Below are 13,725 nucleotides of genomic sequence, written 5' to 3'. Positions count from 1 at the left end.
TGGCCCGGCCCGTACAGTCGGGTCATGGGGATCGACGTGACGGTGCTCCGCGTGTTCACCGACGCGGACGGCAATTTCGGTAATCCGCTCGGCGTGGTCCCGGAAAGCCCAGCAGGCCGGATGGCGCCCGGGGACCGGCAGCGGCTCGCGACCCAATTGGGTTACAGTGAAACGGTATTCATCGATCTTCCGGCCGCCGGCGCGACCACCGCGCACGCGAAGATTCACACCCCCCGCACCGAACTTCCGTTCGCGGGGCACCCGACCGTCGGTGCGGCGTGGTGGCTGCGCGAGAACGGCTGGCCGATCAAGACACTGCAGGTGCCGGCCGGGCTGGTGCAGGTGAGCTATCCGGGCGAGCGGACCCGGATCAGCGCCCGCGCCGAATGGGCCCCGGAACTGGCGATCCACGAATTCGATTCCGCGGACGACGTTTTGGGCGCCGACCCCGCGGACTTTCCCGTCGACGTCGCGCACTACCTGTGGGCCTGGGTCGATCGATCGGCCGGCTTGCTGCGCGCGCGGGGGTTCTTCGCGAACCTCGGCGTGCCGGAGGACGAGGCCACCGGGTCCGCGGCGATGCGGCTCACCGACTACCTCAGCCGCGACCTGCACATCACACAGGGCAACGGGTCGGTCATCGAAACCACGTGGAACGCCGAGGGCTGGGTCGCGGTGGCGGGGCGCGTCGTGGGCGACGGCGGCAGGCGGGTGGACTGACCGAAGCTCAGCGCTGCCGGTGCAGGACCGCGTCGAGGTGATCCTGCAGGGGCTGTCCCACGGCGCCCATCCGCACGGAGTAGGTCAGCTCGTCGCCGTCGATGCGCAGCGAACGGCCAAGCGCGGTCACCTCTTTGGCGGTCGGGGTGAGCCCGATCGCCCCGCCGGAACTCGTCGACATCTCGACGTCGATGACGTCGCCGGCCACCGAGTAGGTGCCCACTTCGATTTCGGTGATGCCGCTCGGATGGGCCAAGACCAGCTCGACTTCGCCAGGGCGCGGCACCCGCAGAAATCCCGTCTCGGCGTGCAGCGGTTTGCCGTCGGCGACCGCCTTGGTCTTTTGCGCGTAGGCCAGAAACGGCTTACCCACATGGGTGAACACGACTTCCTCGACATAGTCGAAGGGCGGGATCGTCGGGTACTTGCCCGAACCCCGACCGGTCCAGGTCCCCAGCAACGGCTCCAGCGCCTGGAGATCGGGATGCAGGTCGGGCGGCATGACGCCAGCTTAGCGAGTGGCCGGTTCCGGATCCGTGGACACGTTGCGGTGCGCGCGCAGCGCCTCGATCTCGCGCTCGAAATCCTCCGCGGAGGAGAACGACCGGTAGACCGAGGCGAACCGCAGGTAGGCCACCTCGTCGAGGTCGCGCAAGGGGCCCAGGATGGCCAGGCCGACCTCGTGGCTGGGCACCTCGGGCGACCCGGCGGCGCGCACGGTGTCTTCCACTTGCTGGGCAAGCAGATTCAGCGCGTCGTCGTCGACCTGGCGGCCCTGGCAGGCCCGCCGGACTCCACTGATGACCTTTTCCCGGCTGAAGGGCTCGGTGACACCGCTGCGTTTGACGACGGCCAGCACCGCTGTTTCGACGGTGCTGAAGCGCCGCCCGCACTCGGGGCACGACCGGCGGCGCCTGATGGCCTGGCCTTCGTCGGTTTCGCGCGAGTCGATCACCCGGGAATCGGGATGGCGGCAGAACGGACAGTGCATGACCGCTCCTTCGCCGTGCTCACATCCGGGGTCGCAGAACACCCCGAGCGTACCCGTGCGCTCCCCCGCTTGGCATCGCCACGTTCTCTCGCTTCGCGCGTCAGCCGACCGGCGCGATCAGCGTCTGACCCGCGGCGACGGCGGGCGAGTTCAGGTCGTTGAGTTCGCGGATCCGCTGGGCCACCTGGCGGGCCGGCGCGTCCGGCGCCACCCGGTGGGCGATGTCCTGCAGGGACTCGCCGGGTTCGACCCGCACGACGGCGAGCCGATCCGGCACCGCGGCGGCCGATCCCGGGGAATCGCCGTTGACCGCCTGTCCGATGTTGGCGACCAGACCCAGCCACAGCGTGATGATCCCGGCGACCAGCGCCAGCCCCACCGTCGTCGCCAGCGTAACGGGGCGGCGCGGGCGGTGCGGCGCGACGGACATGGCGACACCGGTGCCGTGGTAGCGCGGGGGCGCGCCCCCCGGCCGGGCGGGCCCGGGCCTGCGAGAACGGGCCAGCCCGTCCCGGCCGTGGCGGAGTCCCGGCACCGGCCCGTTGACCGGGCGCCGAACGCCGCCGGTACGCGGCGCGACTGTGTGGATGATGGTCATCTGCGTTCCTCCGGTCAACTCAATCTCGCTCGTGTGTTCGAACTATATCGCTCGTGTGTTCGATACCCGAACATTTGAGCGAAGCGTGTCGGACGAGCAAAACGGTAGAGCACCCCACCGACAACTTTGTGGGCGCGACCACTGACATGGCGTTGAGATACCCGATCGATCGAAGAGTTACACCTTTGTTATTCGGCCGCTCAGCGGCGGCTGGTGGCCGCTGGCGGCCGGATTTCCGCGGCCGTGACACGCCAGTCGAACACATGTTTGATTCTTCGCCGCGGTGCCGCTACATTCGGTGCATGAGCGACAGCAACGACACGCCATCAAGCAGCTCGCACCCCGTGGACTCATCGCTGACCGAACGCCAGCGCACCATTCTGAACGTCATCCGCGCCTCGGTCACCAGCCGCGGTTACCCGCCGAGCATCCGGGAGATCGGCGACGCCGTCGGCCTGACCTCCACGTCGTCGGTGGCTCACCAGCTGCGCACGCTGGAGCGCAAGGGATACCTGCGCCGCGACCCGAACCGCCCGCGGGCCGTGGACGTCCGGGGCGCCGAGGACGCCGGCGACGCGGCGCCGCTCACCGAGGTCGCCGGGTCCGACGCCCTGCCCGAACCCAGTTACGTCCCGGTGCTCGGCCGCATCGCCGCCGGCGGGCCGATCCTCGCCGAAGAGGCCGTCGAGGACGTCTTCCCGCTGCCCCGCGAGCTGGTCGGCGAGGGCACGCTGTTTCTGCTCAAGGTGGTGGGCGACTCGATGGTCGAGGCCGCGATCTGCGACGGCGACTGGGTGGTGGTGCGCCAGCAGCACGTCGCCGACAACGGCGACATCGTCGCGGCCATGATCGACGGCGAGGCCACCGTCAAGACGTTCAAGCGCGCGGGCGGTCAGGTGTGGCTGATGCCGCACAACCCGGCGTTCGACCCGATCCCGGGCAACGACGCGACCGTGCTCGGCAAAGTCGTCACGGTGATCCGCAAGGTCTAACGCCGCTCAGTCGGCCCTGACGAAACCATTGGCCTGGGCGACTTCTTCGCTGGTCAGCCAGAATTCGGCCAGGGTGTCGTGATAGAGCGGGCTCTCGGGCGTGTAGTACAGGCCGAAGCTCGCGCTGGCTTTGATCGGATAGCCGTCGGGCACCTGATAGGGGTCGTCCAACGGCAGGCGGATCGTCGGGCGCCCACCGGCAACGGGGGTCCCGCCGGCCGCTTCCGGGTGCTCCGACGGTTCCTCGTCGTCCGCGGCCGCGTGGTGTCGCCCGACGCGGGACTCGGCGCCCACCGCGATGGCCTCCGCCGCCTCGGGCCCGACCGTCTCCGGTAGCTCGGGGTCTTCGGCGGCGTCCGGATGGCCGGCCCGCTCAAAACCGGGCTCCTCGTAGCCGGCCTGCTCGTAGCGCGTGTCCTCGTAGCCGACGTCCTCGGAGCCGACGTTTTCGTAGGCGACGTCCTCGTACGCGACGTCCTCGTAGGTGCCCTCGTCGGCGCCGTCGTCGGCGCCGTCGTCGGCGACGCCCGGATAGCCCGCCTCCGACAGGGCCGCCGCCGAGACGAGGGGGATGGAATCCGTGTCGACCGCGTCGGGGTCTTCTTCCTCGGCAACGCGGCCCTCGGAGCCCCGGCTCCAGCTGACCCGCCCCGCGGGCTCGGCGTCGGCCGCGGGCTGCCCTTCGGCCGGCCGCAGGTCCCCGGCCGCGAAGTGGTCGGTCGCGAGTTCGGCGTCGTCCTGCCCCCAACGCGCGTCGGCCGGCGCCTCGTAGCCGGCGTGCACGTCGCGCTCGGGCTCGTAGGCGGGGGCGGCGGCGATGTCGCCGGCGCCGCGGCGGGCGCGCCGCCGGCGCAATCCGAACGTCAGCAACGCCGACAGCAGGATCAGCACCAACACCGCAATGGCGACCGGCAGCCACCACTGCTGCCAGGAGAACTTTTTGCCGTGGGAGGGCATCGCCGCGGTGCTCGGCTGATTCTGCCCCGACACCTGCAGGCCGGACAGCAACGGAGCCAGGTTCGACGGCTCGGTGGCGAACGAGTTCTTCGCCCGGTTCCACGAGATCTTGCCGCCGGTGAACTGCTGCGAGACGACATCGCCGTCGACGGCCTGATCGCCGACCGGGGCGCCGAGCTTGCCGTTGGGGCCGCGCAGCTTGTCCCACGCGGCCTTCATCGCGCCCCGCACCACGAATGCGCCGTGGTTGGGGGTCCAGAAGATCACCGGCTTGTCGGCCGCCGCGAAGGTGGCGATCCGGCTGGCCGGGCCGATGCCCCCGTCGGACTCGTTGGCGGTGGGGAACCCGAGGTCGCTACCCGCCGCCCCGCCCAGCGACTCGTACTTGGCGAGGATGTCACTCTCGAGGGCGTTCGCGCCGGTGGCCGGGTTGAAGAAGACCTTGCCGCCGGCGAAGTTCTGGGCGATGCCGTCGCCGCCGATCGGATACGTTCCGCCCTGTTTGGCGCCCAGCGGACCGGTGGCCCCGCCCGCGGCCCGCCACGCCATGTTGATGGCGGCGGCCGGATCGATCGCCACTTGCAGGCCCTTGAGTTGGTCGGCCAGCGAGGCAGGGGTGGTGGCGAACTCCTTGGTCTTGCGGTTCCAGGAGATCTCGCCGCCGCTGAACTTCTGAGAGGTGACCTCACCGTTGTAGGTTTCGTCGCCGGCCGGCGCGCCGAGCACCCCGCCCGAGCTGCCCAGCTTGTCCCAGGCGGCGTTCATCGCGCCGCGCACCACGAAGGCGCCGTGGTCGGGCGTCCAGAAAATCACCGGCTTGTCGCTGGCCGAGAAGGTGGCCACCCGGCTGTCGGGGCCCGCCAGGCCGGGAACCTCGTTGATCGTCGGGAACCCCAGATCGCTGCCGACCGGACCGCCCAACGCCTCGTATTTGTCCAGGATGGGGCCGTAGACGAACTTGGCTCCGGTGTCGGTGGTGTAGAACATCTTGCCGCCGTCGAAGTCCAGCGCGAATCCGTCGCCGGCGGGGTAGACGTCGCCCTTGCGGGCGCCGAGCGGCGACGTGTCGCCCCCGGCCTTCTCCCAGGCGGCCATCATGGCGGCCTCGGCGTCGCCGATCGGCGACGCGGAAACGGAGGGCGCCAGCAACGCACCGGCCAGCACCGTGACCGCCATGCCAACCAGCGCGCGCCCGACCAGCTTGCGCATTCGACCTCTCCGCCCGCTCACCAAGCCTCCGATGGATAGCCCCCTATCCCCGGCCATGACCGCACCCAATCCCGTGACGAACCGCATTATCGCCGGACTCGCACAACTTTGCCCCGGCCGACATGCAATGCGAAGTCAAATTGGAAATAGTACGGAAACGGAGACCGCGCCGATGTCGAAATGATGCCGGAACGCGCACGGATTGCAATCGACCCCGCTCACCTGCGCCGCGATCGCCGGCGTGGCGATGTGTGACTACGCAGTCGATATACGCCAAACACATGCGCCGACGGTACGCGAAGCCGTTAGCTCCTCAGCGAACTACCCGACGAAATGACCGATTAGGCCATTCATTATTTGGCGGGCTAGCTAGCCGCCGGGGCGCGTGTCGCGGCGTGTTGTCGGCTTGGGAATCCGCGATTGCGTTGCGCCGCAACATGATTCCTAGACGCCGAGGCTGCGGCCGATGATCTCTTTCATGATCTCGGTGGTGCCGCCGTAGATCGTCTGCACCCGGGCGTCGAGATAGGCTCGGGCGACGGGGTATTCGCGCATGTAGCCGTAGCCGCCGTGCAGCTGCAGGCACCGGTCGATCAGGTGCACCTGCTTTTCGGAGGAGTACCACTTGGCCATGGCGGCCTGCTCGGCGGTCAGCTTGTGGTCAAGGTGCAGGCGCACGAACTCGTCGACCATCATCCGCACCACGGTGGCCTCGGTGGCCAGTTCGGCGAGGACGAAGCGGCTGTTCTGGAAGCTGCCGATCGGCTTGCCGAAGGCCTTGCGCTCCTTCGCATATTGCAGGGTCTGGTCCAGCACGTCTTCCATCGCCGCTGCGGCCATGATCGCGATCGAGATCCGCTCCTGCGGCAGGTTCTGCATCAGGTAGATGAACCCCATGCCCTCCTCGCCCAGCAGGTTTTCGGCCGGAACGTGCACGTCGGTGAACGACAGCTCGGCCGTGTCCTGCGCGTCCAGGCCGATCTTGTTCAAGTGGCGGCCGCGTTCGAAGCCGTCCATGCCGCGTTCGACCACCAGCAGCGAGAAGCCTTGAGCGCCTTTGTCCGGATCCGTCTGGGCGACCACGATGACCAAGTCGGAGTTGATCCCGTTGGTGATGAACGTCTTTGCGCCGTTGAGGACGTAATGATCACCCTGCTTGACCGCGCGCGTCTTGATGCCCTGCAGATCGCTGCCGGTGCCCGGTTCGGTCATCGCGATCGCGGTGATGATCTCCCCGCTGCAGAACTTGGGCAACCAGCGCTGCTTCTGCTCGTCGTTGGCCAACGACAGCAGGTACGGCGCGATGATGTCGTTGTGCAGGCCGAAGCCGATCCCGCTGTACCGGCCACGGGTGGTCTCCTCGGTGATGATCGTGTTGTAGCGGAAGTCGGGGTTGCCGCCACCGCCGTACTCCTCGGGCACCGCCATGCCCAGGAAGCCCTGCTTGCCGGCCTCCAGCCACACGCCGCGGTCGACGATCTTGGCCTTCTCCCACTCGTCGTGGTACGGCGCCACGTGCCGGTCCAGGAAGCCGCGGTAGGACTCGCGGAACAATTCGTGCTCCGGCTCGAAAAGAGTGCGCTGGTACTTGACTGCGCCGCTCATGGATAACCTCCGCTGACCCTCGGCGAATGGGACTCTGCCGCCCAAACATATACCAACCAGCCGGTTGGTCGGCAGTCGGCGGGCCGGGCCGGGCTAGGGGGCGGCGAACTCGCGCAGGCTGGCCGCCAGCGCCACCGGGACGCGCGCCCGGATGCGGGTGCCGTCGGCGTTGTGCTCCTCCTGTTGGACGCGCCCGCCGGCGTGTAGCCGGGCGACCAGGTCGCCGCGGTCGTACGGGATCACCACGTCGACGGCGGTGTCGGTCGGTGCGGCCAGCTCGGTCATCCGCCGGCGCAGCTCGTCGATGCCGTCGCCGGTGTGCGCGGAGACGAACACCGCGCCGGGCAGCCCGTGCCGAAGCTTGGCCAGCGTCAGGTCGCTGGCGGCGTCGACCTTGTTGACCACCAGGAGCTCGGGCGGCGGGGCGCCGTCATGGTCCGCGATCACCTCGGAGACCACCCGGCGGACCGCGTTGATCTGGGCCATCGGAGTGGCGTCGGCGCCGTCGACCACGTGCACCAGCAGGTCGGCGTCGACGACCTCCTCCAGCGTGGAGCGGAACGCCTCGACCAGCTGGGTGGGTAGGTGCCGGACGAAGCCGACGGTGTCGGTGAGGACGGCCGGTCGGCCGTCGGCGAGTTCGGCGCGGCGGGTGGTGGGTTCCAGGGTGGCGAACAACGCGTCCTGCACCAGCACCCCGGCCCCGGTCAGCGCGTTGAGCAGGCTGGATTTGCCCGCGTTGGTGTAGCCGACGATGGCGATCGACGGGACGTCGCTGTGCAGCCGGCGGCTGCGCTGGGTGTCGCGGGCCTGCTTCATGTCCTTGATCTCGCGGCGCAGCTTGGCCATCCGCTCCCGGATGCGACGACGGTCGGTCTCGATCTTGGTCTCACCGGGACCGCGCAGGCCCACACCACCGCCGCTGCCGCCGGCGCGGCCGCCGGCCTGCCGCGACATCGACTCGCCCCAGCCGCGCAGCCGGGGCAGCATGTACTCCATCTGGGCCAGCGACACCTGCGCTTTGCCCTCCCGGCTGGTGGCGTGCTGGGCGAAGATGTCCAGGATCAGCGCGGTGCGGTCGATGACCTTGACCTTGACGGCCTTCTCCAGCGCGGTCAGCTGCGCCGGGGATAGCTCCCCGTCGCAGATGACCGTGTCGGCGCCGGTGGCCAGGACCACCTCGCGCAGCTCGGCGGCCTTGCCGGAGCCGATGTAGGTCGACGGGTCGGGCCGGTCGCGGCGCTGGATCAGCCCCTCGAGCACCTGCGAACCGGCGGTCTCGGCGAGGGCCGCGAGTTCGGCCATGCTGGCCTGGTTGTCGGCGGCGCTGCCCTCGGTCCACACGCCCACCAGCACCACGCGCTCCAAACGCAGCTGGCGGTACTCGACCTCGGAGACGTCGGCGAGTTCGGTGGACAGCCCGGCGACCCGGCGCAGCGCCGATCGGTCTTCGAGGGCGAGTTCGCCCGCACTGGGCTCGAGATCCGGCTGATCGTGAAAGGGGGTTTCGGGGTGTGTCATAGGCAATTAGCAATAGTGCACGCTAAATCGGTGCAGCGCACCTGATTTAACGCTCCTGGGCGTGCCACCATTCCTCGCTGATCTCGCCGCGGGCCACCAGCACCGACGGTCCCCGCAAGTAGCTCGTGGCGTCGGTGATGGTCACCACGACGTCGCCGCCTGGCACCCGCACGGCCAGCGTCCCGGTGTCGGCCCCGCCGTCGGCCAGCGCGGCGACTGCCGCCGCGACCGTTCCGGTGCCGCACGAGCGGGTCTCGCCGACGCCGCGCTCGTGGACCCGCATCCGGACCATTCCCCCGACCGGGGCAGTGAGCACCTCGACGTTGACGCCGTCCGGGAACTGGGCGCGGTCGAACTGCACGGGCGCTCCCACGTCCAGGGCCGCCAGCCCCCCGGCGTCCAGCCGGGGGTCGACGCAGGCCAGGTGGGGATTGCCGACGTCGACCGCCAGGCCGGTGAACCGCCTGCCGCCGATCGTGGCCTCCCCTTCGCCGATCCGGTTGGCCTTGCCCATGTCGACGGTGACGTCGGCGTCGGTCGCGCCGGTGTGGTGCAGGGTGACCGGCCGCGGGCCGGCCAGCGACCCGACGACGAACTCGTCGCGCGATTCCAGGCCGGCCGCCCGCAGGTAGTGCGCGAAGACCCGCACGCCGTTGCCGCACATCTGCGCGGTGGACCCGTCGGCGTTGCGGTAGTCCATGTACCAGTCGCCCGCGCCGACGCCGTCGGGCAGGCGTTCGAGCACCCCCGCCCGCACGGCGGCGCCCGCGGTGGTGATCCGCAGCACCCCGTCGGCGCCCAGGCCGCGGCGCCGGTCGCACAGCGCGGCCACCCGGGCCGCGGTCAGCGTCAGCCCGGCGTCGAGGTCGGGCAGCAGCACGAAGTCGTTCTGCGTGCCGTGGCCCTTGGCGAAGATCACCAGTTCAGGGTACTTGCCGCCACGCTCGCAGTGCGGCGTCGACGAGCCCGGTGGCATCGGCGTCCAGCCAGTGCACCCGGTGATCGCGGCGGAACCACGACCGTTGCCGTCGCACGTAGCGCCGGGTGCCCACGTACGTCTGCTCGCGCGCGTCGCGCAGCCGATCCGGTGAGCCGCCCGCGTCGAGCGCGGCCAGCACCTGCGCGTAGCCCAGGGCGCGCGAGGCGGTGACCCCGTCGCGCAGCCCTTCACCCAGCAGCCCGCGCACCTCGTCGACCAGGCCCCGATCGAACATCGCGTCGGTGCGCCGGGCCAACCGCTCGTCGAGAATCGTGGTGTCGCAGTCCAATCCGATGATGGCGGCGTCCCAGCGCGGGGCGCCGATGCGGGGCGCCGACGTGGCGAACGGCTGCCCGGTGAGCTCGACGACCTCCAGCGCGCGCACCGTGCGCCGGCCGTCGGTCGGCCGGATCGCCGCGGCCGCCGCCGGGTCGCGCCGGGCCAGCTCTGCGTGCAGCCGGCCCACCCCGACCTCGGCAAGCCGCCGCTCCCAGCGGGCGCGCACCGCGGGGTCGGTCGCGGGAAACGACCAGTCGTCGAGCAGGGACTGGAGGTAGAGCATCGAGCCGCCGACGACCACCGGCACCGCGCCGCGGGCCGCGCTCGCCTCGACGTCCGCCGCGGCGGCCTGCTGATAGCGGGCGACGCTGGCCGTCTCGGTGACGTCGAGCACGTCGAGCTGATGATGGGGGATGCCGCGGCGCGCCTCGACGGGCAGCTTGGCGGTGCCGATGTCCATCCCGCGATACAGCTGCATCGCGTCGGCGTTGACGATCTCCCCGCCCAGCGCCGCGGCGAGATCGAGCGCCAGCTCCGACTTGCCCGTGCCGGTGGGCCCGATGATCGCGATCGGTCTCATGGTTGCCAGGCGCCGGCGAAGTAGCCCACGCCGAAGGGCGCTCCGCGGTAGAGCTCCTTGGCCGATCGGGGCCCCGGCCCGGCCAGGCCGGCGAGCACCTGAAACGCGACCCGCCCGAGGATCTGCGGCGGCAGCTCGGCCAGGGCGCCGACGTCGCCGTCGGCCAGCGCATCGTCCAGGGTGGCTTGCGCGGCGGCGTCGCCCGGATGGTGACCGCCGGGCGCGGCGGGCGTCAGGGTGTTCGCGCCGTCGGCCACGACGAGCACACCGATCGGGTCCGGGGCCCGGTCCAGCTCCGCGCGCAAGGACCGGCCGTGCGCCAACGCGGTGTCGGCGTCGTGGTCGCCGCGGTAGACGCGAACCTGCACGCCGGCGTCGGGCCGCACCTGCGCCCGCACCCACCCGGCCAGCAGCGCGCACACCGGAAGGTCGCCGGGGGCGCCGGCCCGCGGCGACAGCCCGACCCAAACATCGGCCCCGAACCCGGCGAAAGTACCGCTGGACTCGGGCTCCAGCACGTCGTCAGCAACGCCCGTTCCGACTGCCACCCAGCGCGCCGGCAGCAGGGCCGCGGCCGCGAGTACGGCCGCGGTGAGGTCGGCGATCTCGGCGGCGGCCACGCCGGCGAGCTCGGGAACGAGCACCGGCGCGGACGGAACGATCGCGATGGCGCTCAGCACGCCACAAAACTAACGGGGCGCGGACCGGACTAGGTAATCGTCTTGCTCGCGTCCGGGGAAACCGGGATGGATTCCTGGGGCGGCGGGTCGCCGGACAGCAAATCGTTTCTCAGGTCCCGCCCGACCCCGGCCGCCATCGAGGCCGCCTCGCCCCGGGCCAGCGCCACCGTCGCGATGATGACCAACGCCACCGACGAGACCAGCGCAAGCGCCGCCGGTCCGCTGGCCCGAAGCGTCTCGTCGAGCACGACGACCCCGAGGACGCCCGCCACCACCGGCTTCGCCACGGTCATGGTCGGCAGGGACGCGGTGAGCGCGCCCGCGCGGAAGGCGGACTGCTGGAAAACCATCCCGCAGAGCGCCACCAGCAGCCACGGAACGAACTCCGGCATGCGCACCACGCTCCCGGGTCCCCGTTCGGCCACCTCGACGACGCCCTTCGTCAGCACCGCGAACAGCGCCAGCGACGAACCCGCCACCACCGCGAGCAGTATCGCCGCCACCGGACGGCCCTTCCAGATCCTGGCTCCCAGCACACACAGCACCAGCGTCGGGCCCATCACCGCGGCCACGATCATCCACGTCGACAGCGAGGCCCGCTCCTGGCCGGAGCGCGGGTCGCCGACGATGATCACCACCGCCAGCGCCGCGGCCAGCACCACCGCCCACACCCACTCCCAGCGGGTCACCCGGTAGTTGGTCAGCCGCGCATAGATCGGCAGCGCGAACAGCAGCGCGGTCACCTGCAGCGCGGTCACCATGACCACCGAGCCCCACGCGAGGGCGGCGGCCTGCAGGCTGTAGTTGACGATCGCCGCGAGCCCGCCCAGCCACCACCGCTTGTCCCGCAACGACATCCGGAACAGCTCGAGGTGCCCGACCTCCTTGTCGGTGATCTCCTGCGCCGAGCGCTGCCGGATCACGTCGCCGACGGCGGAAGCCAACGCCGCGCACAACGCAATCAGCGCCGCGACATCCACTTTCGTCATGCGAACCCCCTTTCCGGCGTCCCGAGCAGCATTCCCATCGACGCTACGTGTACACGCGCTGTTCGATCAGAATTCAGCGACCACTGTAGTGCGACGGCGCCGGGCTCAGGCCTCAGCGGCCCCGACGGTCCATCAATACTGCGCCCGCAGCAAACCGTTGTACAGCCGAGCGACGGCTGCCCGCGGCATGCATCGCACCTCGCTCATCTCACCAGAAACTCCACTCGCTTCCGCCACGGTACCGGGCGGCGCCGCGGCGCCCAATGGGCGAAGCGGCGGTGGAATCGAACTGTTATGCATCTCGCGGCCCGTGGCCGGGCCCCGATAACTGATAGGCGCGCGGCGTCCGACAAGCTGCTTGAATACTGTGGGAACCGGTTGATGAGGCGCCGCTACGCGCGGCAGGCGCGCGAGACACTGTCCGCGCGAAGAAGGGTGGTGACGAGAGGATGACGGCCGACGAGCCAGGCGGCACCGCTTCTCCGAGGCCGGTGCCGCGCCCGGGACCGCGTCCCGGTCCCCGCCCGATGAGCCCGGGGCCACGGCCCACCGCCCACCCGCTGCCCACGCAGCCCGCCAGTGACCCGCACCGGTTCGGGCGCGTCGACGACGACGGCACGGTCTGGCTGATCAGCTCCGGCGGCGAGCGGGTCATCGGCTCCTGGCAGGCCGGCGATCGTGAGGCCGCCTTCGCCCACTTCGGCCGCCGATTCGACGACCTGAGCACCGAGATCACCCTGATGGAGGAGCGACTGGCCTCCGGAACCGGGGACGCGCGCAAGATCCGGGCCAACGCCTCCGCGCTGGCCGAAACGTTGCCGACCGCGACGGTACTGGGCGACGTCGATGCGCTGTCCGCCCGGTTGACCGGCCTCCTCGAGCACGCCGAGGCGGCCATCGCCGAGGGCCGCTCGAAACGGGAGGAGCACCGGGCCGCCCAGACCGCCCGCAAGGAGGCGCTGGCCGCCGAGGCCGAGGACCTCGGCGCCAACTCCACACAATGGAAGGCCGCCGGTGACCGGCTGCGGGCGATCCTCGACGAGTGGAAGACGATCAGCGGCCTGGACCGAAAAGTCGACGACGCGTTGTGGAAGCGCTATTCGGCCGCGCGGGACGCGTTCAACCGGCGGCGGGGATCCCACTTCGCCGATCTGGACCGGGAGCGCTCGGGGGTCAAGCAGTCGAAGGAACGGCTGTGCGAGCGCGCCGAAGAGTTGTCCGATTCGACCGACTGGGCCGCCACCAGCGCGGAATTCCGCAAGCTGCTCACCGAGTGGAAGGCCGCCGGGCGGGCGACCCGGGAGGTCGACGACGCGCTGTGGCGCCGCTTCAAGGCCGCGCAGGACCGTTTCTTCACGGCCCGCAACGCCGCCGCGGCGGAGAAGGACGCCGAGTTCGCGGCCAACGCCACCGCCAAGGAGGCGCTGCTGGCCGAGGCGGAAAAGCTCGACACCGGCAACCTCGACGCGGCGCGCGCGGCGCTGCGGTCCATCGCCGACAAGTGGGACGCGATCGGAAAGGTGCCGCGGGAACGGTCCGCCGAGCTGGAGCGGCGCCTGCGCGCGGTCGAGAAACGGGTGCGCGACGCCGGCGAAGCGGACTGGTCGGACCCGCAGGCGCAGGCC

The 13,725-nt window shown here is 70.7% G+C and carries 13 protein-coding genes; 3 read left to right on the top strand and 10 right to left on the bottom strand.

Going from position 1 to position 13,725, the window contains the following annotated elements:
• Positions 1–24: 24 nt before the first annotated feature.
• Positions 25–720, top strand: a complete 696-nt coding sequence (locus A5673_RS18175) for a PhzF family phenazine biosynthesis protein (protein ID WP_068235270.1) — start codon at positions 25–27, stop codon at positions 718–720.
• Positions 721–727: 7 nt separating this feature from the next.
• Here A5673_RS18175 and A5673_RS18170 read toward each other — a convergent pair whose 3' ends face one another.
• The 3 genes from A5673_RS18170 to A5673_RS18160 all read right to left on the bottom strand — a co-directional run bounded on the left by A5673_RS18170 (position 728) and on the right by A5673_RS18160 (position 2,309).
• Entirely contained in the window at positions 728–1,222 is a 495-nt protein-coding gene (locus tag A5673_RS18170) for a peroxynitrite isomerase (protein WP_068235267.1), read from the bottom strand.
• Between the two features lie 9 nt (positions 1,223–1,231).
• Positions 1,232–1,711 (bottom strand): transcriptional regulator NrdR, encoded by a 480-nt coding sequence (gene nrdR, locus A5673_RS18165; RefSeq protein ID WP_068235264.1) that lies wholly within the window; start codon positions 1,709–1,711, stop codon positions 1,232–1,234.
• 100 nt (positions 1,712–1,811) lie between these two features.
• Positions 1,812–2,309 carry a LysM peptidoglycan-binding domain-containing protein gene (locus A5673_RS18160; RefSeq protein ID WP_068235262.1) on the bottom strand — a complete coding sequence of 166 codons (498 nt, stop codon included), beginning with the start codon at positions 2,307–2,309 and terminating at the stop codon, positions 1,812–1,814.
• A gap of 302 nt (positions 2,310–2,611) precedes the next feature.
• On the opposite strand from A5673_RS18160, the gene lexA reads away from it, so the two are divergent.
• Positions 2,612–3,301 (top strand): transcriptional repressor LexA, encoded by a 690-nt coding sequence (gene lexA, locus A5673_RS18155; protein WP_068235260.1) that lies wholly within the window; start codon positions 2,612–2,614, stop codon positions 3,299–3,301.
• 6 nt (positions 3,302–3,307) lie between these two features.
• On the opposite strand, the gene A5673_RS18150 is transcribed toward lexA, so the two are convergent.
• From A5673_RS18150 to A5673_RS18120, 7 genes are all read right to left on the bottom strand, one after another.
• Positions 3,308–5,467 (bottom strand): LGFP repeat-containing protein, encoded by a 2,160-nt coding sequence (locus tag A5673_RS18150; protein WP_068235257.1) that lies wholly within the window; start codon positions 5,465–5,467, stop codon positions 3,308–3,310.
• Between the two features lie 444 nt (positions 5,468–5,911).
• The gene (locus tag A5673_RS18145) at positions 5,912–7,072 is read right to left on the bottom strand and encodes an acyl-CoA dehydrogenase family protein (protein WP_068235254.1); all 1,161 of its coding nucleotides are present in this window, start codon (positions 7,070–7,072) and stop codon (positions 5,912–5,914) included.
• 93 nt (positions 7,073–7,165) lie between these two features.
• On the bottom strand, positions 7,166–8,593 hold the full coding sequence (gene hflX, locus A5673_RS18140; RefSeq protein ID WP_068235252.1) for a GTPase HflX: 1,428 nt from the start codon (positions 8,591–8,593) through the stop codon (positions 7,166–7,168).
• Positions 8,594–8,639: 46 nt separating this feature from the next.
• Positions 8,640–9,512 carry a diaminopimelate epimerase gene (dapF, locus tag A5673_RS18135; RefSeq protein ID WP_068235411.1) on the bottom strand — a complete coding sequence of 291 codons (873 nt, stop codon included), beginning with the start codon at positions 9,510–9,512 and terminating at the stop codon, positions 8,640–8,642.
• Between the two features lie 4 nt (positions 9,513–9,516).
• On the bottom strand, positions 9,517–10,431 hold the full coding sequence (miaA, locus tag A5673_RS18130) for a tRNA (adenosine(37)-N6)-dimethylallyltransferase MiaA (protein WP_068235248.1): 915 nt from the start codon (positions 10,429–10,431) through the stop codon (positions 9,517–9,519).
• Positions 10,428–11,111, bottom strand: a complete 684-nt coding sequence (locus tag A5673_RS18125) for a hypothetical protein (protein WP_068235246.1) — start codon at positions 11,109–11,111, stop codon at positions 10,428–10,430. The genes miaA and A5673_RS18125 overlap by 4 nt, the downstream gene beginning before the upstream one ends.
• 29 nt (positions 11,112–11,140) lie before the next feature.
• On the bottom strand, positions 11,141–12,100 hold the full coding sequence (locus tag A5673_RS18120; RefSeq protein WP_082958821.1) for a DMT family transporter: 960 nt from the start codon (positions 12,098–12,100) through the stop codon (positions 11,141–11,143).
• A 449-nt stretch (positions 12,101–12,549) separates the two neighbouring features.
• Here A5673_RS18120 and A5673_RS18115 point away from each other — a divergent pair.
• Positions 12,550–13,725: DUF349 domain-containing protein (locus A5673_RS18115; RefSeq protein WP_068235409.1), on the top strand; the 1,176-nt coding region annotated here is incomplete at its 3' end.

The sequence above is a fragment of the Mycobacterium sp. E3198 genome (assembly GCF_001667015.1).
Classification (GTDB): Bacteria; Actinomycetota; Actinomycetes; order Mycobacteriales; family Mycobacteriaceae; genus Mycobacterium.
The sequence above is the reverse complement of the archived record's forward strand: the minus strand, read 5'-3'. Positions and strand labels throughout refer to the sequence as shown.